Genomic DNA, 21,796 nt, shown 5'->3' with positions numbered 1-21,796 from the left:
GCCAACTCGCGTCCGGGTCGACAACATTGCTCCGCGAGCCGGAATTACTGGAGGATGCTTTGGATAGACGTTCCTTTGTTTTGAGCCTTTTCGGTGGCCTCGCAGCGGTCGGCGCCCTGACGAGCGCCCAGGCCGCACCCGCCGCTCCTGCCCCGGCCGCGCCCCAGCCGGATGCGGCCGCGCTCGACGCGACGACCAAGGCAGCCCTCGACGCGGCGCCGGCCGAGTTCACACAGCATCGCCGGCACCACCATCGGCACCGCCATCACCATCGTCACCGCCATGTCTATCGCCGCCACCGCCATCATCATCGCCATCGCCGGCCCGTTGCCGTGCGGCGTCCGAGCCATACGGTGATCATTCGCTAGCAGTTTCCGGGGAAGGCGGCGCATTGCGTCGCCTTCTTCGCTTGTGCCGCCATCGGCGCGGAGAACCGGGTTGAAGCCGTTGAGCCAGAAAAGCCCTGTCGCCGACGAGATCGTCACCGATGTTCCCGCCAGGCTCGACCGCTTGCCCTGGTCGCGCTTCCACACCCTCGTCGTCGTCGCGCTCGGCGTCACCTGGATCCTGGACGGGCTCGAGGTCACCCTGGCGGGCGCCGTCTCCGGCGCGCTGAAGGAAAGCCCGGTCCTGCGCTTCAGTAACACCGAGATCGGCCTCGCCGGAGCGGCCTATCTCGCCGGCGCGGTGATCGGCGCCGTGTTCTTCGGCTGGCTGACCGACCGGCTCGGCCGCAAGCGCCTCTTCACCATCACCCTCTTCGTCTATCTCGCCGCGACGGCCGCAACGGCCTTTTCCTGGAATCTCTGGAGCTTCCTGCTCTTCCGCTTCCTGACCGGCATGGGCATCGGCGGCGAGTACACGGCGATCAACTCGACGATCCAGGAACTCATCCCCGCCCGGGTCCGCGGCTGGACCGACCTCGTCATCAACGGCTCCTTCTGGGTGGGCGCCGCCATGGGCGGGATCGGCGCGATCGTGCTGCTCGATCCCCGGGTGATCGATCCCGAGATCGGCTGGCGGCTCGCCTTCTTCATCGGCGCCACGCTCGGCCTGATCATCCTCTTCCTGCGCCGCTGGATTCCCGAAAGTCCGCGCTGGCTGATGAGCCATGGCCGCCTTGCCGAGGCCGAGGCCATCGTGGCGCGGATCGAGGCTTTCGCCCCCGCCCCTCCGCCGCAGGCCCCGCTCCCGACCCTGACGCTGCGGCCGCGGCGCTTCACCCCGATGCAGGAGGTCATGCGCACGCTCTTCGTCAGCCACCGGCCGCGCACGCTGGTGGCGCTGGCGCTGATGTCGTCGCAAGCCTTCTTCTACAACGCCATCTTCTTCAGCTACGCGCTCATCCTCACCGATTTCTACGATGTGCCCTCCAATGCGATCGGCTGGTTCATCCTGCCCTTCGCCGCCGGCAATTTCCTCGGGCCCCTGCTTCTCGGACGGCTCTTCGACAGCCTCGGCCGCCGTCCGATGATCGCCTCGACCTATGTTCTCTCCGGCGTGCTGCTGGCCGCCACCGGTTTCCTGTTCGCGCGCGACCTGCTCACCGCCAGCCAGCTCACCGCCTGCTGGAGCGTCGTCTTCTTCTTCGCATCGGCAGCCGCGAGCTCGGCCTATCTGACCGTAAGCGAGACCTATCCGCTCGAGATCAGGGCGCTGGCCATCGCCGTCTTCTATGCGCTCGGCACGGCGCTCGGCGGCGTCGCCGGCCCTTGGGTGTTCGGCGCCCTGATCGACACCGGCTCGCGCATCAGCGTCTTCGGCGGCTACCTGTTCGGCGCCCTGCTGATGATCGGCGCCGGGCTGATCGCCGGCAAGTTCGCCGTTCGAGCCGAAAGGCGTTCGCTGGAGGAGGTCAGCCGCCCGCTCGGCGCACGATGAAGCAGCTTCAGGGAAGGACCCTTCACAATGCTGGCGAGGCGCGGCGATTCCGGCTCAGACCTCCCCAAACCGCTAACGGCCGGCCCCCCGCGCCGTCAGCCCCCGCACCCATCGGCGCGTCGCGGACGTGACGGGTCGGTAGCAGGGGAATAGAGTAGCTTCGCGGCAACGCGGCGCTCGGATCGAACCTGATGGAGGAATGCATGGATAGACGTTCATTCGTGATGGCGCTGTTCGGCGGTCTCGCCGCCGCCAGCGTCGGCGGCATTGCCGCGGCCGAAGCGGCCCAGGCCAAGCCCGTTCCGACGCCGACCCCGGAGCCCAAGGCCGCCGAAGGCGGCGAGGCGCTCGATGCCGAGACCAGCGCCGCGCTCGACAAGGCCGACGCCGACTTCAGCCAGTACTATTACTATCGCCGCCCGCGCTACTACCGGCGGCCGTACTACCGTCCGCGCTATTATCGGCGCCCCTATTATCGCCCGCGCTACTATTACCGCCCGCGGCCCTATTATCGCCGCCGCTACTACTACTGAGCTGCCTTCCACGGGCCGGAGCCTGCGCTCCGGCCCGCTTCATTTCTGAGGCCCTCAGAGCGACTGTGTCCGCGCCTGCCCGGGCTCGGCCACCGGAATGCCCGCGGAAACATATTCGCCGAGCTTGTTGCGCAGGGTCCGGATCGAGATGCCGAGGATCTTGGCCGCATGGGTACGGTTGCCGAGGCAATGGTCGAGCGTGTCGAGGATCAGGTCGCGCTCGACATCGGCGACGGTGCGCCCGACGAGACCGCGCGTCACCGCTTCCGCCGTCTGGGCGGCGCGCGAGGCCACGTCGCGTCCCGTGGCCGGGCCGAGCGTCTCGCCCTCAGGGGTCAACATCGCATCGGCGCCGATTTCGACGCCCTGCGCCAGCAGCACGGCGCGGTGGACGGTGTTCTCGAGCTCGCGGACATTGCCGCGCCAGCCATTGCCGAGCAGCAGCTTGCGCGCCTCGGCCGCGATCGGGCGCTGCGGCAGGCCGTTCAGCTCGGCATATTTGCGGGCGAAGTGATCGGCCAGGGCGAGGATGTCGCCCGGACGTTCGCGCAGCGCCGGCAGGCGCAGATGCACGACGTTGAGCCGGTAGAACAGGTCCTCGCGAAAGGAGCCGTCGCGCACGGCGTCGCCGAGATTGCGGTTCGAGGTCGCGATGATGCGCAGATCGACCTTGACCGGCTGCGTGCCGCCGACCCGGTCGATCATCCGCTCCTGGAGCGCGCGCAGCAGCTTGGCCTGCAGGCGCACATCCATCTCGGAAATCTCGTCGAGCAGCAGCGTGCCGCCATTGGCTTCCTCGAACTTGCCGATGCGGCGGGCGATCGCCCCGGTGAAGGCGCCCTTCTCATGGCCGAACAATTCGGATTCGAGCAGGTTGTCGGGGATCGCCGCGCAGTTCACCGCGACGAAGGGCCTGTCCTTGCGCAGCGACTGCCGGTGCAGGTGCTGGGCGATCATCTCCTTGCCGGTGCCGCTCTCGCCGGTGACCAGCACCGGCGCGTCGGAGCGGGCGATCTGGTTGGCGAGCTGGACGACGCGCTCCATCGCCGGGTCGCGCCAGATCAGGCTCGCCTTGTCGGAGGCGACGGCGGCGAGCACCGCCGCGATCAGCTCGGGATCCGGCGGCAGCGGCACATATTCGCGCGCGCCCGCCTGGATCGCCGCGACCGCGGCCCGCGCATCGGTCGAGGTGCCGCAGGCGACCAGCGGGGTACGGATGCGCTCGACCTCGAGCGCCGCGATCAATCTCGCGATCGGCTGCTCGACATCGACCATCAGGAGGTCGCCGCCCTTGGCGCGCAGCACGGCCAGCGCCTGCTCGGCGCTCTCGGCATGGGTGACCGCGGCGCCCTGCGAGACGGCGATCTTCGCCGCGGTGATGAGCTGGCCCTTGAGGCTGCCGACGATGATGAGGCGCATGGGTCAGAGCTTCCTTGCGTGATCTGCTTGCGCCGTCCGGTTCGTCACCGGTCGGCCTTGATGATTTCCGTCATGGTGACGCCGAGCCGCTCCTCGACCACCACCACCTCGCCGCGCGCCACCAGGCGCTCATTCACGAAGATGTCGATGGCCTCGCCGACGCGCCGGTCGAGCTCGAGCACGGCGCCGGGCGTGATCCGCAGGAGGTCGCCGACGGCGATGCGCGAGGAACCGAGCACGGCCGAGACCGTGACCGGTACGTCGAAGACCTGCTCCAGGTCCTCCGCCGTCTTGACCGGTACCGGCCCGGAACGGGCGACGGAGCCGTCACTGTTATGGTCGAAGGAGAGATCGGCCGGGTTCAGCGGTGGCAGGTTGAGGTCGTTCTCGGCCATGTCTGTTACCTCACGGTCCCGCCGGACGAAGCCGCCGGGCCAAATACGCTTCTGATCGCCGCCTCGATGGCGTCGTCCTGTTGGGAGCGGTCGATGGCGAGCCCGCCATCGGCCCATTCGATCCGCCCGTCCCCCGGCGCGATATCCGGCTCGCCGAGCACGACGATCCGGCCGGCGAAACCCGTCTCGCGCGCCAGCCCGCCGAGCCTAGCCTCGACGGTTTCGACCAGGCTCTCATGCACATGGATCACCAGATGCGGCGCCAGCCTTGCATGGCCGAGGCATTCACGAACGGCCGCCAGCAGCTGAACCAGCGGCTTGTCGGCCAGAGCAGCGCCAGCAAGGCCGCGCGCCACGGCCACGGCGAGATGCGCCGCCTGTTCCTCGATCGCGGCGAGGCGCGCATCCTGCTGCGCCAGCAACTGCTCGCAGGAGCGGACCAGCAGCGACAGCAGCGTCCCCGTCTGGTGGTCGGCCTCGCGGCGCGCCTGGTCGAGACCGCTGTGAAAGCCCTCGGCCCGGGCCGCATCGAGCGCCCCCTCGTCGACCGCCTTGCGGCTGTTGCCGCGGAAGTCGGTGTCGAACAGGAATTTCTTGGCGGAGGCCATCGTCAATAAACCAGCTCGTCTTCGGAATTGCCCTTGGCGATGACGATCTCTCCCTTCTCGGAGAGATCCTTGGTCAGCGTCACCATCTTCATCTGCGCTTCATCGACTTCCTTCAGGCGGAGCGGGCCGAGCCCCTGCATGTCGTCGAGCAGGTTCTTGGCGGCACGCTGCGACATCGCGCCGAGGAAGAATTTGCGCATCTCCTCGCCAGCGCCCTTGAGCGCGCGCGCCAGCGTGTCCTTGTCGACCTGGCGCATCAGCGTCTGCAGCCCGGCGGAATCGAGCTTGGCGAGATCCTCGAAGGTGAACATCAAAGCCCGGATGCGCTCGGCCGATTCCTGATTGGTGGCATCGAGCGCCGCCAGGAAACGCGTCTCGGTCTGCCGGTCGAAACCGTTGAAGATCTCCGCCATCATCTCGTGCGGGTCGCGCCGGCGCGTCTGCGTCAGGGTCGAGACGAATTCGGTGCGCAGCGTATTCTCGATATGGTCGAGCGCTTCCTTCTGCACCGATTCCATCCGCAGCATGCGGCTGACGACCTCGATCGAGAGCTCGCCCGGCAGATTGCGCAGCACATTGGCGGAGTGTTCCGGACGGATGCGCGACAGGATCACCGCGATGGTCTGCGGATATTCGTTCTTCAGGAAATTGGCGAGCACGACCGCGTCGATATTGCCGAGCTTCTGCCACATATTGCGGCCGGCCGGCCCCCGGATCTCCTCCATGATCAGGGCGACCTGATCGGTCGGCAGGATCTTCTCGAGCAGCGAGATCGTCCGGTCGAAGGAGCCGGTGATGGCGCCTGCACTGGAGAGCTTGCCGACGAAATCCAGCATCAGCCGCTCGACCTGGTCCGAATCCACCGTGCCGAGCTCGGCCATCGCCCGAGTGATAATCCGGATCTCCTCGTCGTCGAACTCCTGCCAGATCACCCGGCCATGCTGCTCGCCGAGCACCAGCAGGATCACGGCCGCGCGCTGCGGACCGGTCATCGCCTCCACCGAAACCGTCGGCAACTGCTCGGCCAGGCTTGCGGCGAGGTCGCTTTCTCCGGCGCTTCTCGTGGCGATCGAGCGTGTGGCCATGGCTCAGCCCCTCACGCCGGCGCTTTTTCGTGGATCCAGCCACGCAGCACCGCGACCGAGTCGGCGGGGTTCTTGGCAACCATCGCACCGATCTTCTCGACGGACTGCGCCTTCAGCTGGCCCTTCACCTGCGCGATCGCGAGCATGCGCTCGGAGGGGGCGGCGACATCCACATCCCCGAACTCTCCGGATTCGGAGTCGCCATTGGCGGGCAGGCTTGCCGGATCGCCGGTGCCCTGGGCCGCGCTGGTGACGACGACGCCATTGCGCATGAAGCTCGGGATCGCGCGGAACTCATGCTCGGGCGCCAGCACCTGCTTGAGCAGCGGACGCACCACCACCATCAGCACGATCAGGATCAGCAGCGAGATCACGCCGATCTCGGCGAAGCGGACCATGTCCTCCTTCGAGAAAGAGAGAAGCTGCTGCACCAGGCTCTGCTCGACGAGATCGACCTGCGCCTGCGGCCCTTCGGCGAAGCGCAGATTGACGACCTCGACCTGGTCGCCACGCTGCCGGTCGAAGCCGATCGCGGTCCGCACAAGCTGGCTGATCCGCTCCAGCTCCTCCTGCGTGCGCGGCTGGTAGCTCGCCTCGGCACCCTGGCCACGGGCATAGGTGCCGTCGACCAGTACCGCGACCGAAAGCTTGCGCACCCGCCCGCCCTCGAGCACTTCGGTGCGCGTGGTCCGCGAGATCTCGTAGTTGACCACCTCCTCGTTCTTGTTGGTGGCATCCCTCTGCACGCCCTGCTGGGCCTGGTTGGGCTGCTGGGCACCCGGCAGCTCGTTACCGACGGTGACACCCTCGCGCGCCTCGTTGGTGGTCGAGGTCTCGTTGCGGTTCTGGCTCGAGCGGATGACCTTGCTCTCGGGGTCGAAGGTCTCGGAGCGGCTCTCGATGCGGTTGCTGTCGAGCGAGGCCGAGACCTGGACGCGTGCCCGGCCGGGGCCGACGATGCTGGCGACGATATCCTCGACCTGCGACTTGATCCGCCGCTCGATCGCGCCCTGGCGCTCGTCGAGGCCGACGCCGGCCAGGCCCTGCTCCCCCTGGGCGCCGTCCGCCAGCAGCCGGCCACGCTCGTCGACGATCGAGACGCGCTCGGGCTTCAGCCCGTCCACCGCCGAGGCGACGAGATGGCGCACCGCCCGGACCTGGGCGGCGTCGAGATCACCGGCGAGCTTGAGCGCGATCGAGGCGCGCGGTGGCTCCCGGTCACGCTCGAACAGCCGGCGCTCGGGGATGACGAGGTGGACGCGAGCCGCCTGGACGCGGCTGATCGAGCGGATGGTGCGCGAGAGCTCGCCCTCGAGCGCCCGCAGATGGTTGATGTTCTGGACGAAGCTGGTCGAGGAAAAGGCGTCACCCTTGTCGAAGATCTCATAGCCGACACCGCCGCCGGACGGGATGCCCTTGCCAGCAAGATCGAGGCGCAGGCGCGGCACATCGGCGCGCGGCGCGAGAATGGTCTGCCCGTCGCCGCGCAGTTCGTATTTGACGCCGCGCGCGTCGAGATCCTTCAGGATCGCGCTGACATCCTGGCTCGACAGGTCGGCGAAGAGCACGCCCATCGCCGGCTGCGACATGCGCAGCATGACGAAGGCGAAGAAGCCGACCAGCGCCAGCGTCACCGCCAACATCGCCGCCAGCCGCGCCGCACCGAATCTCCGGAACTGATCGACCAAGCCGTTCACGCCGTTCCTTCCGTCGCCCTCGCCCCGCAGAACCGGCCGCGGGATCATCCACTAGGCAAGTTTTTCCCGGTGCATGGTTAGCACCGGGTTAACGACGGTTAATTTTTCGAAAGGAAGGCGCCGGTTTCGTCCCGGCGCGAACGCAGAAAGGCGCCGGTCCTGCCTGGACCGGCGCCTTTCTGGAAACCTTGGAATAACGGCGCGGCTACTGGCGGTAGTGCTGGATCCGCGTCGTGCGCAGACCGGCCAGCCCGTGCTGGTCGATCGACATCTGCCAGCTCAGGAACTCGTCCACCGTCAGCGTATAGCGCTGGCAGGCCTCCTCCAGGCTGAGCAGGCCGCCGCGCACGGCGGCGACGACTTCGGCCTTGCGCCGGATAACCCAGCGGCGGGTGTTCATCGGCGGCAGGTCGGCGATGGTCAACGGGCTCCCATCGGGCCCGATGACATACTTCACGCGCGGTCGCAGCGGCTCGGTCATGGTACTCTCACACAACTCAACAAGACCTACTTGTCGCTGACCGTACCCCCCCGGACTTAAATTTTGCCTAAGGCAACCACACAGGCTTTCACTATGCCGCGCCGACGACGGAGCCCACACGTCAAGAGCTGCTCTTCACCGACTTGACCCGATCGAGCGGCACCTTGATCGCGCCGATCAGCAGGGTCGGAACCGCTGTCGAGAAGTCGACGCCGTCGACGACGCCGCTGATCTCGGTCTTCACCGTGATCGCCGTACCAGCGAGGTCCTTGGCGTCGACGGTGATCGTATATTCGCCCTCCGGAGCGGTGCTTCCGGTCGACGTCTTGCCGTCCCAGCTATAGGTCTGGTCGCCGGCCGTCAGCGTCGTCGTCCCGGTCTGCACGACCTTGCCGCTCGCATCCTTGATCGTGATCGTCGCAGTACCGCCTTTGGAAGCGTTGAGCTTCCATTCGGCCTTGCCTTCCTTGAGCTGCGTCGCCGCCCCGTCCGCCGTCACCGTCTGGCCGACGAAACCGATGGCGCTCGCCCCCGTCGTCGCCTTGCTGACCCCGAGCAGCGCCGTCAGCGTCTCGTTCTGCTTCAGTTGCTGCTCGACGCCGGCGAACTGCACCAGCTGCTGGGTGAACTGGTTGGTGTCGAGCGGATCGAGCGGGTTCTGGTTCCGGAGCTGCGTCGTCAGCAGCGTCAGGAACTGGTCGAAATTATTGGCGATCGAGGTGCCGTTGCCGGAGGCGTTAGTGTTGTTCTGCGCGGCGTTGACGGCCGCATTGCTCAACTTGCTGGTATTGGAGACGCTCACTTTGTCGCCTTTCTTCAGATGCTGAGGTCGACGCCGCCGAGCCTTGCGGCCCGGCTCAGCGGCGCCGTTTCGGTGACGAGCGCGCTCTCTTCGGCAGTTTCGACCCAGCTTCGACGCAGGCGTGCGCCTTCCTCGTCCTGGCGGTGCTGGCGCGAACTCTGGTCGGGAGAATCGCGCAGGCTCATCTCGACCCCGCCCTCGGAGGCTTTCAGACCCGCCTGCTCGAAAGCCCGTTCCAGCGTCCGCGCATCGCGCTGCAGCAATTGCAGCGTCTCGACCCGGTCGACCGTCAGCTTGGCGCTGACGCTGCCGTCATCGGAGATTTCAAGACGGACATCGACGCGACCGAGTTCGGCCGGATCGAGCCTGATGTCGAAGCGCTTGCTGCCGGCGAGCGCCCGCGCGCCGATCTCGACCGGCACGACATGCAGCGGGGTCGGGCGCGTAGTCTCGACCTGTGCCCGCGTGCTCGCCTCGGCCTGCGTCCGGGCATTGGCCTGGGCGGCGGTCTCGAGAATCTCGGCCTGCGGCTCCGGCCGCCCCGGCACCTGCGGGCCGGATGCGGGAACGGCCTGCACGGCCGGCGTCGTCGCCTGTTGCGGCGCCTCGACCTGCGCATCGGCTGCAGCTGCGCTCTGCGCCTGCCCCATCGTCGCCGGCCGCTCGGCAGCCTTGGTTTCGGCCCCGGCGCTCGTCGCGGCCTTGGGCTGGCCGGCTTCGCTCGCTTCACCGGTCTCGGAATCTGTTTTAGCCGTCTCCGCCGGCATTATGGCGGCGGGGGTGGCGGTCTTGCGCCCGGTTTCAGCCGGCGCCGTGCCCGTCTCGACCGCGGCATTCGCCTCGCCATCGCTCTGGACCGCCTGCTCCGGCGCGATTGGCGAGATCAGAGCGTTCTGCCCGGGGATCGCCATTGTCGCCTGCTCGCCGCTCTGGCGCGCCGGGCTCGTCTCGGCCGCAGCCTTGGCCTGCGCCTCATCGGTTGCCACGGGCTGGGCACCGGGCTGGACCGGATTCGCGGCCAGCGCCCGGAACTGCGCCTCGGTCGCGCTCGCCCCTGTCACCGGCTCGGCGCCTTCCGACTGCGCCTTCTCCTCGTTGACAGGGGTAGGGTTGGCGGTGGATGGCGCCGTAGACGCCGCGGTCCCGGCATCGAGCGCCTTCTGTTCGTCGCTCTTGACCACGGCCGGTGCCAGCTGCGGCAGAACCGGGCTGGTTTCCGTGCCGGCCTCGGGCTTCTCGCCGGTCGCATTCTCCGAACCGCTCTGCTTGCCTGTCTCGGCCTTCGCCTCACCGGACACCGGTTCGCCGGAGAACGCGACGACCTCGCCATCGGCCTTCACCGCTCCTTCCGCCGGGGCGACAGCCTCTGCCTTTTCCGCACCGACGGCGCGCTCGCCTGCCGGAGGCGCGGTCTCATTGGCGGCGCGCGTCTCGTCGGGCCGCACGCGGCTCACCGGGGCTTGCGCGACCGGCTTTTCGACGGGCGGCAGCGTGAAGGCCTCGCTCGTCGCGCGCGCCTTGCCCGGGTCGCGGCGGACGGGCTGTGCAGTCTCGAACGGAGAACGCGAGATCGACGCGGTGGACATGGAATGCTCCGGAACTGGGCGGATGGCGAAAACGCACCGCCCCCGCCCGAGCAAGAGCCGAGCCAGAGCGATAGTTGTTTGAAATCAATATCTTGCGAAACAAAGACGCCATCCGGACCGGCAGGAAGCGCCGGCTGTACGCCGGCACCCGGCAGTATTTGCCGGGCCGATGCTGGTCCAGACCCGGCAAAGCCGGTATAGAACGCGCCAGGAGGGCACCCCGCCCTCGCTTCACCCTGCGCCAGACATCGCCATGACCGTCCCGCTCAACTCGCTCGACATCGCCAAGCCGCCCGCGGCGACGCGCGTCGTCGCCGCGATGTCAGGTGGCGTCGATTCCTCGGTGGTGGCGGCGCTGCTGAAGCGCCAAGGCTATGACGTCGTCGGGGTCACGCTCCAGCTCTATGATCATGGCGCCGCCGTCCACCGCGCCGGAGCCTGCTGCGCCGGCCAGGACATTCACGACGCTCGCCGCGTCGCCGAAGCGATCGGCATTCCCCATTACGTGCTCGACTATGAAAGCCGCTTCCGCGACGCCGTGATCGAGCGCTTCGCCGAAAGCTATCTCGCCGGCGAGACGCCGATCCCCTGCGTCGAGTGCAATCGCACCGTGAAGTTCCGCGACCTGCTCGGCCTCGCCCGCGAGCTCGGGGCGGATGCGCTCGCCACCGGCCACTACGTCGCCAGCCGCGATCTCGGCAACGGCCATCGCGGCCTGTTCCGCGCCGCCGACGAGAACCGCGACCAGAGCTATTTTCTCTACGCCACCACGCAGGAGCAGCTTGACCTGCTGCGCTTCCCGCTCGGTGAGATGGAAAAGGCCGAGACCCGGGCGCTCGCCGCCGAATTCGGCCTCGCCATCGCCGACAAGCCCGACAGCCAGGACATCTGCTTCGTGCCGAACGGCCGCTATGCCGACGTCATCGAGCGCCTCAAGCCCGGGGCCGCCCGCCCCGGCCAGATCGTCCATCTCGACGGGCGCGTGCTCGGCCAGCACGAAGGCGTGCTGCGCTATACCGTCGGCCAGCGCAAGGGCCTCGGCCTCAGCGCCGCCGAGCCGCTCTATGTCGTCGCGCTCGACGCGCAGAACGCCCGCGTCATCGTCGGCCCGCGGGAGGCGCTGAGCGTCAGCCGCGTCGATCTGCGCGATCTCAACTGGATCGGCGACACACCGCTTTCCGCGCTGCCGCCCGAAGGCCTCGAAGTCGCGGTGCGCGTGCGCTCGACCCGGGCGCCGCGCGAGGCGCGCCTCCACGCCGACGACAAGGGGGTGCATGTCCTGCTCGCCCAGGGCGAGGAAGGCGTCTCGCCCGGCCAGGCCTGCGTGATCTACGATCATGCCGGCGCAGGCGCGCGCGTCCTCGGCGGCGGCGTCATCCTGGCGGAGAAAGCCCGCCAGCTTCCCGACACACCGGAACTTTCGCTCGCGACATCATGACGGCTGGCAAGGGTCTCGACGCGCAGAAGCGCGTCTATGCGGTCTGGGCGAAATTCTACGACCGGATCTATCAGGGGCTGCTGTCGCGCGCCCAGCGCGAAGCGGTGGCGGCAGCCTGCGCCTGCGGCCGCGACATCCTCGAGATCGGTGTCGGCACCGGGCTCACCCTGCCCTATTTCGATCGCGACCGGCAGGTCGTCGGCGCCGACCTCTCGCTCGACATGCTGCGCGTTGCCCACGCCAAGGTCCAGAGCCAGGGGCTCGATCACGTCATCGGCCTGCTCGTGATGGACGCCTGCCGCCTCGGCTTCGCCGACCGCTCCTTCGACGCGGTCACCGCGCAGTTCGTGATCACGCTGGTGCCGGATCCCGAGCAGGCGCTCGCCGAGATGGACCGCGTGCTGCGGCCGGGCGGTGAGATCGTCATCTCCAGCCGCCTCGTCGGCGAAGGCGGGCTTGCCGCGCCGCTCTGGTCGCTGGTCGCACCGCTGGCCAAGGCTGTCGGCTGGAGCAGCGATTTCAAGGTCAGCCGTTTGACCGACTGGGCCGCCGCGACGGGCCGCTATGAGACCGTCCATGTCGGCCAGGGCTACTTCAAGGTCGTGCGCTTGAAAAAATTGCGGTGAAAGCCTGCGCCGGGAAGGCTTGACGCGCCCCCCCGCAAAACCCTATATCCGCGCCGTCGCGATTGAGCGTCTTTCGAGACGCGGCGCATCGGGGCGGGGTAGCTCAGCTGGTTAGAGCAGCGGAATCATAATCCGCGTGTCGGGGGTTCAAGTCCCTCTCCCGCTACCACTACTTTCCGTAGTGAAATCAAGAACATAGACCAGATCACGCTTGAGAACAGAGCGTGATTTCGTGTTGCAGCGACACGCAACACGATTCGTTTGATTTCAACGGCTTACAAGGGGGTGACGGCGCCTCCACGCAACATCGCCGCAACACAAACTCCCATCCCTTCCCCTGAAATGTTCGCCTCGCGATCGGATGCGCTCGCGCGTCATCGCTTGCCATATTCTGCGGTGCAACCGGGTATTATTGCACGTTAATTGCTCAATTTTCACGATTGAAGCATATCTTTCCGCATGTGGCCATTTGCGCGCAAGGATTCGTCAGCAGAAGACGCGAAGAGCCTTGAGGCTCTGGCGGAGTTCTTTGCCGCGGCGAACGGCACGGCCAGCAAGATCGCTGTCTCGCCGTCGAAGGCTCTGGAATGCGCGCCCGTTGCTCGCGCGGTGGCGGTGCGCTCCGAGACGTTGGGCGTGCTGCCGCTGCACCTGTACCGCCGGCTCGAGGATGGCGGGAAGGAACGCGCCGATCATCCGCTCGCGGATCTGCTGAGCAATAGGCCGAACGGCTGGACCTCCGCGCCGCAGTTCCTGATGGAGCTGGAGCGGGACACGCTCATGAACGACGCCGGCGCCTTCGCGGCGGCGAATCGGGTCGACGGTGGCCGCATCCATGAGCTGATCCGACTGAAGCCCGACACGGTGACGGTGGAGACCGACTTCAGCGGCGAGCCTCGATATCTCGTCAGCCAAAAGGGCGGCGGCCAGCGGACTTATCCCTGGCGGGATATCCTCCACATTCCGAACATCGGGGGCGTCTCACCGATCAAGCAGGCTCGCGAGGCGATCGGCCTCTGCATGGCGATGCAGGGGCACGCGGCGCGGATCTTCGCCAACGGCGGCCGTCCGTCCGGCATCCTGAAATCACCGAAGAAGATCAGCGAGCCGGTGCTCGTCCGACTGAAGGAGAGTTGGAACAAGACGCACTCCGGCGAGGCCAGCGGCGGCACTGCGATCCTTGAAGAGGGGATGGATTGGCAGGCGCTGGCCTTCAGCAGCGTCGACAACCAGTTCCTGGAGCTGCGCGGCTTTCAGGTTGTCGAGATCGCCCGCGCGCTTGGCGTGCCTCCCACGCTGATTTTCGACCTTGGCCGCGCGACCTGGGCGAACGCTGCCGAGATGGCGCAAGCCTTCCTCACCTTCACCCTGCTGGCCCGGCTCAAGCTGTGGTGCGGCGCGGTCTCCCGGCTGCTCACGCCGGAGGAGCAGAAGACGCTGGTCCCGGAATTCGTCGTCGACGGCATCGTCATGGCGGATATCGAAAAGCGCTTCGCCGCCTACGCCTCCGCCATCTCCAGCCGGGTCTTCTGTCCGAACGAAGTCAGGCAGATGGAGAACCGCCCGCCCTACGCCGGCGGCGACAAGTTCGAAAACCCGAACACGACCAGCGGCTCGGCAGAAAATTCTGCGCAGCAGCAGGAGGACGCCGCGTGATCGCGCTCGAGCTCAAAGCCGCCGTCTCGGTCGACGAAGCCGGCACCATTACCGGCATGGCCTGGCCATTCGGCACACCTGACCGCATGGGCGACGAGATCATGCCGGGCGCCTTCAAGGGCGCGAAGGCTCCGTTGCCGCTGCTCGCGTTCCATCGGCCAGACGATCCCATCGGCGTCTGGGAGTCGATCACCGAGACCGCAAAGGGCCTCGCTGTATCCGGCCGGCTGCTGGTCGACGATCTCGCCCGGGCTCGTGAGGTCCGCGCCCTGGTGAAGTCCGGCGCGGTCACCGGGCTCAACCCCGGCTTCGGCGGCCAGGGTTTCATCCCCGCCATGGTCGAGAAGGTTCGCCAGGTGAAGGCGCTCATCGGCAGCCGCCCTATCGACATCGAGATCGACGGCGGCATCACCGCGCAGACCGCCCCTCTAGTCGCTGCCGCCGGGGCGAATGTCCTGGTCGCCGGCTCGGCCGTGTTCGGCGGCGGCACGGCCGAGGCCTATGCCGGGAACATCGACAGCATTCGGACCGCCGCCGACAGGGCGGTAGGGGGAGGCGAGGCATGACCAGCTGGACCCGGAAAGCCGCGCAATCCGCGCCGGCAGCCATTCTCTTCGACCTCGACGGCACGCTGATCGATTCAGCGCCGGACATCGCCTTTGCCGTCAATGCAGTGCTGGAAGCCGACGGGCTGGCGCCGCTCGGGCTCGACGCCGTGCGTGGCATGATCGGCCATGGGCTGGAGAAGCTGGTCGAACGGGCCTTCGCGGCACGGGGAGCAGATCTCGACCCGCAAGCGCTGCGCCAGCGGCATGCCGTCGTGCACGCCGTTTATGCTGGGCATCTCGTCGAGCTGACGGCATTGCGTCCCGGGGCGCGTGCAGCCGTGCAGGCGGTGCAGGAACTGGGCCTGCGCAGCGCCGTCGTCACCAACAAGCCCGAAGGGCTCTCACGCCGGATACTCGACCAGTTCGGCCTTCTCGCCGACCTGGATCTCGTCATCGGCGGCGATAGCGGCTACCCACGGAAACCGGCCCCCGACATGCTGCTCGCCGCCTGCACCCAGCTCGGCGCCTCGCCATCGGAAACCGTCCTGATCGGCGACAGCCGCGCCGACCTCGCCTCAGCCCGCGCCGCCGGCACCGGCTGCATCCTCGTGCGCGGCGGCTATTGCGACCGCCCGGCCGACGAACTCGGCGCCGATCTGGTCATCGACGAACTCGACGCCGTGCCGGCGCTGCTGCGCGCCTGTGAGGCCGTGCCATGACGTTGCGGGCGCTCATCTTCGACGTCGACGGCACGCTGGCCGAGACCGAGGAACTCCACCGCGCGGCCTTCAATGCCGCCTTCGCCGTCGACGGTCTGGATTGGTCCTGGGACCGCACCCTCTACCGCGATCTGCTGCGCACGACCGGCGGGCACGAGCGCATCCTCGTCCATGCCCGGAGCCTCGGAGTCGAAGTCGACGCCGCCGCGCTCCACCAGCGCAAGAACCGCATCTATGGCGCGCGGGTCGCGGCTGGACGATTGGCGCTCCGGCCCGGCGTAGCCGCGCTGATCGGGCAAGCCCGGCGCGAGGGCATGGCGCTCGCCATCGCGACGACGACGAGCCGCACCAATGTCACCTCCCTGATCGGCGCTACCCTGGGGGCAGAGGCGATCGGCTGGTTCGCGAGTATTCGGACCGGCGAGGACGTCGCAGCCAAGAAGCCGGATCCGGAGGTCTACCACCTCGTTTTGTCTGATCTCGGCTTGCCGGCGCGCGACTGTCTCTGTTTCGAGGATTCGCAGAACGGCCTGCGCGCCGCCCTCGGCGCGGGGCTGCCGACCATCGTCACGCCGAGCCTCTACAGTGCCGGCGAGGATTTCAGCGGCGCGGCCCTGGTCATCGAGACGCTCGAGGCATTCTGGCGCCGGCCGGAATTCCACACCGATCAGGAGCAGCGAGAGCGTCGAGCGGCCGGAGGATAGTCCGGCAGGCCGGACCGGGTTCGCGCGCCGGCGAAATTCGCCTTGTCGCAAGCGAGCCTGACATTCGGCCTCGCGCCGGAGATCACCAACGCGGCAACGCCCTGCCGACGATGGCCGGCGGCTCGGATCACGGACGCCGGCCATCCCATTCACGCGGCCGGTCCAGGCAAGTTCCGGCCCCGAAAGCCAGCATCGCGGGGGCGTGCAGGAGGCGGACGGGCGCCACCCGCGCAAAAAAAACGCATGCCTCGGGCTCGCGCCGGAGGCATGCAACACTCGAGCTTCGCGGTGCGAAGCCGATTTCGCCTCAGCGGAACAGCGCGAGCGATTTCGACAGGGTGATCCAGACACCCCAGATGATCGGGATGCCGACCACGGCCCAGGCCAACATGGCGGCCGTGTCGAAACCGCCCTTGCCGATGCCGAAGGAGCCGTATTGCGCCGTGGCACCGGCTTTGGCGGTCTTGGCCTGGAGCGCCGCGACCTCGGCATCCTTCATGAACCATTTGGTCGCGACGGGGCGGACGAGCAGGTTGCAGATGAAGCCGAGCACCAGGAAGCCGGCGAGGATGTACATCGTCCGATCATAGACCTGGGCGCGCGGCACGCCGGCGGCGATCTGTGCCTCGCGGATATAGTTCACCACCACCGGGCCGACGATGCCTGCCGTCGACCAGGCGGTCAGCAGGCGGCCATGGATCGCGCCGACGAACTGGGTGCCGAACATGTCGGCGAGATAGGCCGGCACGGTCGCGAAGCCGCCGCCATACATCGACAGGATGATGCAGAAGAAGGCCACGAACAGCGCCAGCGACCCGGCATGCGCCGCCCAGGGCGAGAGCGCATACAGCACAATGCCGAGGACGAAGAAGGTGGCGTAGGTCAGCTTGCGCCCGAGCTTGTCCGACAGCGAGGCCCAAAAGAAGCGGCCGCCGATATTGAACAGCGAGAGCAGGCCGACGAAGGCCGCCGCGATGGTAGCGACCTGCACCTTCTGCTGGGCATCGAGTGCCGCGAAGCCGATCTCCGGCTTGCCGATCAGCGAGCCCGCGAAGATCTCCTGCAGCATCGGCGATGCCATGCCGAGCACGCCGATGCCGGCCGAGACATTGAGCGTCAACACCGACCAGATCAGCCAGAATTGCGGGGTCTTGTGCGCATCCTTGAGATGGACGTGGCCGGAGGTGATCATCGCATTCTGCGTCGTCGGCGGGGTCCAGCCGTCGGGGCGCCAATTAGCCGGCGGGATGCGGTAGCCGAAGGTGCCCGCCATCATGAAGACGAAATAGATCCCCGCCATCACCACGAAGGTCTGCCAGACGCCGACCGATTCCGGTGTCCTGAAATAGTTCATCAACATGTCGGCGAGCGGCGAGCCGATCATCGCACCGCCACCGAAGCCCATGATCGCCATGCCGGTCGCCATGCCGCGCCGGTCCGGGAACCACTTCACCAGGGTCGAGACCGGCGAGATGTAGCCGAGACCGAGGCCGATGCCGCCGATCACGCCAGAGCCGAGCCACATCAGCCAGAGCTGGTGGGTGTAAATGCCGAAGGCCGAGATCAGCAAGCCGCCGCACCAGCACATCGTCGAGACGAAGGCTGCCCGGCGCGGACCGACCCGCTCGAGCCAGCCGCCCCAGATCGCGGCGGAGGAGCCGAGCAGCACGAAGAACAGCGTGTAGATCCAGCCGAGATCGGCGATCTTCCAGTCGCAGCTCGTGGTGAACAGCGAGCCGATCAGGCCGACATCGGCCCCGCAGGCGACAGGCTTGCTGACGCCGATGGCCTGGCTCAGCGGCAGCCAGAACACGCTGAAGCCATAGGCCATGCCGATACACAAATGGATGCAGAGCGCAGCCGGCGGCACCAGCCAGCGGTTGAAGCCTGCTTTCGCGATGGTGCGCTCGCGATCGAGAATCCCGGCGCCCGCCCGGCCCTCGTCAAAGGTTCCTGTCGCAGTGGACATGAATCGTTCCTCCTCGCCGCCGATACCGGCGGTCCCTCAGTTTCTGGTTATGGTTGCTTCGATTGGCCGTCGCGCTCAGGCGCCGGCCTTGTCATCGCCGGCCCGATGGCCGTCTCGGCGAAACGCCCGTGCGGTCCCCCCCTATCGCTCGATCGATCTTGTCGATCACAGCGCAAAGCTCATGCCGAGAGCGGGAACCGAATATTTTCAAATAGTTAGAATTCTAAAGCAGGCAGACTTCGGACAAATTGTCCAAGCTGCCGGACAAAATGTTCGGGCTAAAGAGCCTGCGGCAGCCAGATCAGGAAACGCGTGCCCCTGCCCTGCTCGCTTTCGGCGCTGATCGCCCCGCCCTGGCGTAGGATCAGCTTCTGGCTGATCGAGAGGCCGAGCCCCGTGCCTTCCCGGCTCTTGGTGGTGAAGAACGGATCGAAGATGCGCGCCAGCGTCTCGGCATCCATGCCGGTGCCGGTATCGGCGATCTCGATCACGATGCCCGGCGTGCCCTGCCGTTCTTCGTCGAAGTCGCGGAGTGTCACAGTGCCGCCGGACGGCATCGCATGGATCGCGTTGACGATGAGGTTGACCAACACCTGCAGGAGCTCGGTGCGGTTCATCAGGACGAGGCCCGTGGCGCGATGATCCTCGACGATGTCGATCTCGGCCCGGTTGAGCAGATGCTGCACCAGCGGCAGGCAATGCTCGATCACGTCGCGCGGCGCATGGCGCTCGAGATAGCCGGCAAATTCCTCCGGCCGGGCGAATTGCAGCAGCCGGGTGACGATGTCCTCGATGCGGCGGATCTGCTCGTCGATCAGGCGGAACTCGGTGCTGGCAAGCTGGACCTGGTTGCCGAGCACCTGGCGGACCACGTCGAGATTGCCCTGGATCACCGCCACCGGATTATTGATCTCATGGGCGACGCCGGCGGTGATCTCGCCGATCGCGGCGAGCTTTTCCGACATGACGAGCTGCTTGGTGGTGAGCTCCAGCTCCTTATTGGCGGCTTCCAGCTCGCGCGTCCGCTCGGCGACGCGCTTGTTCAGCTCCTCGTTCCAGCTGCGCAATTGCCGGTCGCGCGCCTGCAGACGGTCGAGCAACTCGTCGAGATGCGTCGCGACGCGGCCGATCTCGTCGCGCGCGGCGGGCAGGCTGGTACGGGCGTCGAGATCGCCGCCCTCGACCTTCGAGATCGTGTCGGTCATCTGCTCGAGCGGCTTGAAGATCGCCCGCGCCCAGCGCAGGAAGATCGGCACGCTGAGCGCCGTGACGAGCAGAAAGGCACCGATGATCGTCGCCAGCGTGATCAGCTTCTCGTGGCGGAACGGTGTCTCGAGAAAGCCGACATAGAGCATGCCGACGCGCTTGCCATGGCTGTCGCTGATCGGCTCATAGGCCGAAATGTACCAGTCGTTGACGACGAAGGCGGAGTCGAGCCAGGTCCGGCCCTCGCCGAGAACGGCCTGGCGCACGGCCGCCGAGACGCGCGTTCCCAGCGCCCGCCGACCCTCGAACAGGCGGACATTGGTGCTGATGCGGACATCGTCGAGGAAGAGCGTCGCCGTGCCCTGGCTGCCCTCCGGCAAGCTGGCCTGGCGATAGACCAGATCGTTGATCGTATCGATGAAGACGAGATTCTGGTTGAGCAGGAGGCCGCCGACCAGCACGGCCCTGCGCCCATCGGCGAGATGAACCGGGCTCGCCGAGTGCACGACCATGCCGCGCGTCTCCGCCGCCCTGTCAGTCGGCGCAGCATTCTCGGTGGGAACCAGCTCGACCCTGGCACGCTCCGCTATCGCCGGCGAGATCGCGGCCAGCTCTTCCGCGCTGAAGATGTCGACCGCAGTCGATGGCGTCCCAGCCATAGCTGAAACGATCACCGGCCAATCCCTGCGGGTACGCGTTTCGCCCGTCTTCGGCGCCGTGGCGAGCAGGCTGCCATCGCCTTCGAGGAGGTTCAGGAAGTCGAGGCCGAGTTCCTTGCGGCTCGCCTCCAGCCAGTCTGCCAGCTTCGGCCCGCTATCCGCGTCGGCAATGGTCCGGAACGCTGCAGAGTCGCCGAGCGCGCGGATATGGTCGCTGGTATTGTCGAGGATACGGGCGAAATACTGATGCGCGATGGTGAGATCGCCATTGACCTTGGTGATCAGCAGCGCGTCGAATTTGGTGTTGAGGCGGCCGATGACGAGCGCCAGCAGCAGCGGGACCACGACCAGGAACGGCAGCAGCGCGATCGCCAGCAATCTGTAGCGGACCGAGCGTCCGCGCCGCGCCGGCGCCTGGACCGTGGCGTCAGACATTCCAGGCCGCGCACTTCCTGTCGATGGTCTTGCGCGAAACGCCGAGCCGTCGCGCCGCTTCGTTGCGGTCGCCTGCCGTCTCCTGCAGCATGGCCAGGATGTGCCGGCGCTCGATCTCTTCCAGGCTTTCGTCTGCGGCGCCGGATTGCGGCGCCAGGCGGTCGCCGAAATCCTCGGGGAACTTCCCGAGGATCAATGTGCGCTCGATCAGATTGCGCAGTTCGCGCACATTGCCCGGCCAGCGATAGCGCGCCAGCGCGGCGCGTATGCCCGCTTCGATCGGCACCTGCGGCATCGCCAGCTGCTGGGACAGCCTGCGCATGAACAGCGTCGCAAGCTCCTGCACGTCGTCGCCACGATCGCGCAGAGGTGGGAGCTGAAGCTGCATCACGTTGATGCGGTAGAACAGGTCCGCCCGGAAACGCCCGCGCCTGACATCGGCTTCGAGGTCGGCATTGGTCGCGAAGACGAAGCGCAGGTCGATCGGCACCTCGCGCTCGGAGCCGAGCGGCCGGACACGCCTGTCTTCGAGCACGCGCAGCAGCTTGCTCTGCGTCGCAGCCGGCATTTCGCCGATCTCGTCGAGGAAGAGCGTGCCGCCGCGCGCATGCAGGAAAAGCCCTTCGCGCGAGGCGTTGGCGCCGGTGAAGGAGCCTTTCAGATGGCCGAACAGCTCGCTCTCGAGCATGTCGGCCGGGATCGCGGCACAGTTCACCGGCACGAAGGGCTTGTCGGCGCGGTCGGACAAGGCGTGCAGCGAGCGCGCCGCGACCTCCTTTCCGGTGCCGGACTCGCCGGTGATCAGCACCGAGGATGGCAGCGGCGCAACGCGCGCGATCGTCTCCCGGACGCGCGCGATGACCTCCGAATTTCCGATCAGCCTGTCGCGCAGCAGGATATGATCGGAACTTGAGCGCAGCTCGTGCCTGAGCACGATGTTCTCGCGCTGGAGCCGGACCCGGTCGAGGCAGCGCGCGACGGCGTTGAGGATTTGGTTCGAGCGGAACGGCTTCAGGACGAAATCGACGACGCCGGCCCGCAGCGCCTGGATCGCCGTATCGAGATCGGCATAGGCGGTGATCAAGATGACATCGGAGAAGAAGCCGGTAGCACGCTGCTCGGCCAGCCAGTCGACGCCGTTCTTGCGCGGCATGATGTTGTCGAGGATGACGACGTCGAAATGCTGGGCATCGAGCTTGCGCGCGGCCTCCTCGACATCGGCCGCCTCCTCGATGCGCTTGCAGCGCGGCCCGAGGATACGCAGCAGGAAGTTGCGCATCCCCGGCTCGTCGTCGACGACGAGAATCGTGGCCTGCGCCAGCCATGGGCCGAATTCCGGATCCTGCAAG

The 21,796-nt window shown here is 67.2% G+C and carries 20 protein-coding genes and 1 tRNA gene; 9 read left to right on the top strand and 12 right to left on the bottom strand.

The genetic code is table 11. From position 1 onward, the window contains the following. Positions 1-44: 44 nt before the first annotated feature. Complete coding sequence (locus AC3RCC_RS08790; RefSeq protein ID WP_492258196.1) at positions 45-485, bottom strand: hypothetical protein; 441 nt, start codon at positions 483-485, stop codon at positions 45-47. Between AC3RCC_RS08790 and AC3RCC_RS08785 the strand changes: the two genes are divergently transcribed. Together AC3RCC_RS08785 and AC3RCC_RS08780 are read left to right on the top strand one after the other, a co-directional pair. Continuing rightward, a complete protein-coding gene (locus AC3RCC_RS08785) occupies positions 439-1,881 on the top strand; it encodes an MFS transporter (RefSeq protein ID WP_492258195.1) in 1,443 nt (480 codons plus the stop codon). The two genes, AC3RCC_RS08790 and AC3RCC_RS08785, sit on opposite strands and share 47 nt — an antisense overlap. A gap of 203 nt (positions 1,882-2,084) precedes the next feature. After that, positions 2,085-2,414 (top strand): hypothetical protein, encoded by a 330-nt coding sequence (locus AC3RCC_RS08780; protein WP_291633223.1) that lies wholly within the window; start codon positions 2,085-2,087, stop codon positions 2,412-2,414. Positions 2,415-2,468: 54 nt separating this feature from the next. Here AC3RCC_RS08780 and flbD read toward each other — a convergent pair whose 3' ends face one another. The 8 genes from flbD to AC3RCC_RS08740 form a co-directional block, all read right to left on the bottom strand. Then, complete coding sequence (gene flbD / locus AC3RCC_RS08775; RefSeq protein ID WP_452118657.1) at positions 2,469-3,833, bottom strand: sigma-54-dependent transcriptional regulator FlbD; 1,365 nt, start codon at positions 3,831-3,833, stop codon at positions 2,469-2,471. A 44-nt stretch (positions 3,834-3,877) separates the two neighbouring features. Then, positions 3,878-4,228 carry a flagellar motor switch protein FliN gene (gene fliN, locus AC3RCC_RS08770; protein ID WP_291633219.1) on the bottom strand — a complete coding sequence of 117 codons (351 nt, stop codon included), beginning with the start codon at positions 4,226-4,228 and terminating at the stop codon, positions 3,878-3,880. 5 nt (positions 4,229-4,233) lie between these two features. Next, positions 4,234-4,842, bottom strand: coding sequence for a FliH/SctL family protein (locus tag AC3RCC_RS08765; protein ID WP_492258194.1), 609 nt, complete (start codon positions 4,840-4,842; stop codon positions 4,234-4,236). After that, positions 4,839-5,921, bottom strand: coding sequence for a flagellar motor switch protein FliG (fliG, locus tag AC3RCC_RS08760; protein ID WP_465247449.1), 1,083 nt, complete (start codon positions 5,919-5,921; stop codon positions 4,839-4,841). Before fliG ends, AC3RCC_RS08765 begins: the two co-directional genes overlap by 4 nt. A gap of 11 nt (positions 5,922-5,932) precedes the next feature. Then, positions 5,933-7,618 (bottom strand): flagellar basal-body MS-ring/collar protein FliF, encoded by a 1,686-nt coding sequence (gene fliF / locus AC3RCC_RS08755; RefSeq protein ID WP_465247448.1) that lies wholly within the window; start codon positions 7,616-7,618, stop codon positions 5,933-5,935. 205 nt (positions 7,619-7,823) lie between these two features. Further along, complete coding sequence (gene sciP, locus AC3RCC_RS08750) at positions 7,824-8,099, bottom strand: CtrA inhibitor SciP (RefSeq protein WP_038359348.1); 276 nt, start codon at positions 8,097-8,099, stop codon at positions 7,824-7,826. A gap of 121 nt (positions 8,100-8,220) precedes the next feature. Continuing rightward, the gene (locus AC3RCC_RS08745; protein WP_492258193.1) at positions 8,221-8,901 is read right to left on the bottom strand and encodes a flagellar hook assembly protein FlgD; all 681 of its coding nucleotides are present in this window, start codon (positions 8,899-8,901) and stop codon (positions 8,221-8,223) included. Between the two features lie 14 nt (positions 8,902-8,915). Further along, a complete protein-coding gene (locus AC3RCC_RS08740) occupies positions 8,916-10,487 on the bottom strand; it encodes a flagellar hook-length control protein FliK (RefSeq protein WP_492258192.1) in 1,572 nt (523 codons plus the stop codon). A 253-nt stretch (positions 10,488-10,740) separates the two neighbouring features. On the opposite strand from AC3RCC_RS08740, the gene mnmA reads away from it, so the two are divergent. The 7 genes from mnmA (at position 10,741) to AC3RCC_RS08705 (ending at position 16,178) form a co-directional block, all read left to right on the top strand. Next, positions 10,741-11,925: a tRNA 2-thiouridine(34) synthase MnmA gene (mnmA, locus tag AC3RCC_RS08735; protein ID WP_291633184.1), complete on the top strand. Its 1,185-nt coding sequence runs from the start codon at positions 10,741-10,743 to the stop codon at positions 11,923-11,925. After that, positions 11,922-12,551: a class I SAM-dependent methyltransferase gene (locus AC3RCC_RS08730; protein ID WP_492258191.1), complete on the top strand. Its 630-nt coding sequence runs from the start codon at positions 11,922-11,924 to the stop codon at positions 12,549-12,551. Before mnmA ends, AC3RCC_RS08730 begins: the two co-directional genes overlap by 4 nt. Before the next feature lie 92 nt (positions 12,552-12,643). After that, positions 12,644-12,720: transfer RNA gene (locus tag AC3RCC_RS08725), tRNA-Met, on the top strand. Positions 12,721-13,010: 290 nt separating this feature from the next. Beyond that, positions 13,011-14,207, top strand: coding sequence for a phage portal protein (locus AC3RCC_RS08720; protein WP_492258190.1), 1,197 nt, complete (start codon positions 13,011-13,013; stop codon positions 14,205-14,207). Beyond that, positions 14,204-14,773: an HK97 family phage prohead protease gene (locus AC3RCC_RS08715; protein ID WP_492258189.1), complete on the top strand. Its 570-nt coding sequence runs from the start codon at positions 14,204-14,206 to the stop codon at positions 14,771-14,773. The genes AC3RCC_RS08720 and AC3RCC_RS08715 overlap by 4 nt, the downstream gene beginning before the upstream one ends. Beyond that, a complete protein-coding gene (gph, locus tag AC3RCC_RS08710) occupies positions 14,770-15,474 on the top strand; it encodes a phosphoglycolate phosphatase (RefSeq protein WP_492258188.1) in 705 nt (234 codons plus the stop codon). Before AC3RCC_RS08715 ends, gph begins: the two co-directional genes overlap by 4 nt. Continuing rightward, on the top strand, positions 15,471-16,178 hold the full coding sequence (locus tag AC3RCC_RS08705; protein ID WP_492258187.1) for an HAD-IA family hydrolase: 708 nt from the start codon (positions 15,471-15,473) through the stop codon (positions 16,176-16,178). The genes gph and AC3RCC_RS08705 overlap by 4 nt, the downstream gene beginning before the upstream one ends. 307 nt (positions 16,179-16,485) lie before the next feature. Here the strand turns inward: AC3RCC_RS08705 and AC3RCC_RS08700 are convergent, their stop codons facing one another. From AC3RCC_RS08700 to AC3RCC_RS08690, 3 genes are all read right to left on the bottom strand, one after another. Beyond that, on the bottom strand, positions 16,486-18,147 hold the full coding sequence (locus AC3RCC_RS08700) for an OFA family MFS transporter (protein ID WP_492258186.1): 1,662 nt from the start codon (positions 18,145-18,147) through the stop codon (positions 16,486-16,488). Positions 18,148-18,425: 278 nt separating this feature from the next. Continuing rightward, on the bottom strand, positions 18,426-20,447 hold the full coding sequence (locus AC3RCC_RS08695) for a sensor histidine kinase (protein WP_492258185.1): 2,022 nt from the start codon (positions 20,445-20,447) through the stop codon (positions 18,426-18,428). After that, on the bottom strand, positions 20,440-21,795 hold the full coding sequence (locus tag AC3RCC_RS08690) for a sigma-54-dependent transcriptional regulator (protein ID WP_492258765.1): 1,356 nt from the start codon (positions 21,793-21,795) through the stop codon (positions 20,440-20,442). Before AC3RCC_RS08690 ends, AC3RCC_RS08695 begins: the two co-directional genes overlap by 8 nt. Between the last annotated feature and the right edge of the window lies 1 nt (position 21,796).

It is taken from the genome of Allobosea sp. GW823-FHT01F03, assembly GCF_058798075.1.
The sequence above is the reverse complement of the archived record's forward strand: the minus strand, read 5'-3'. Positions and strand labels throughout refer to the sequence as shown.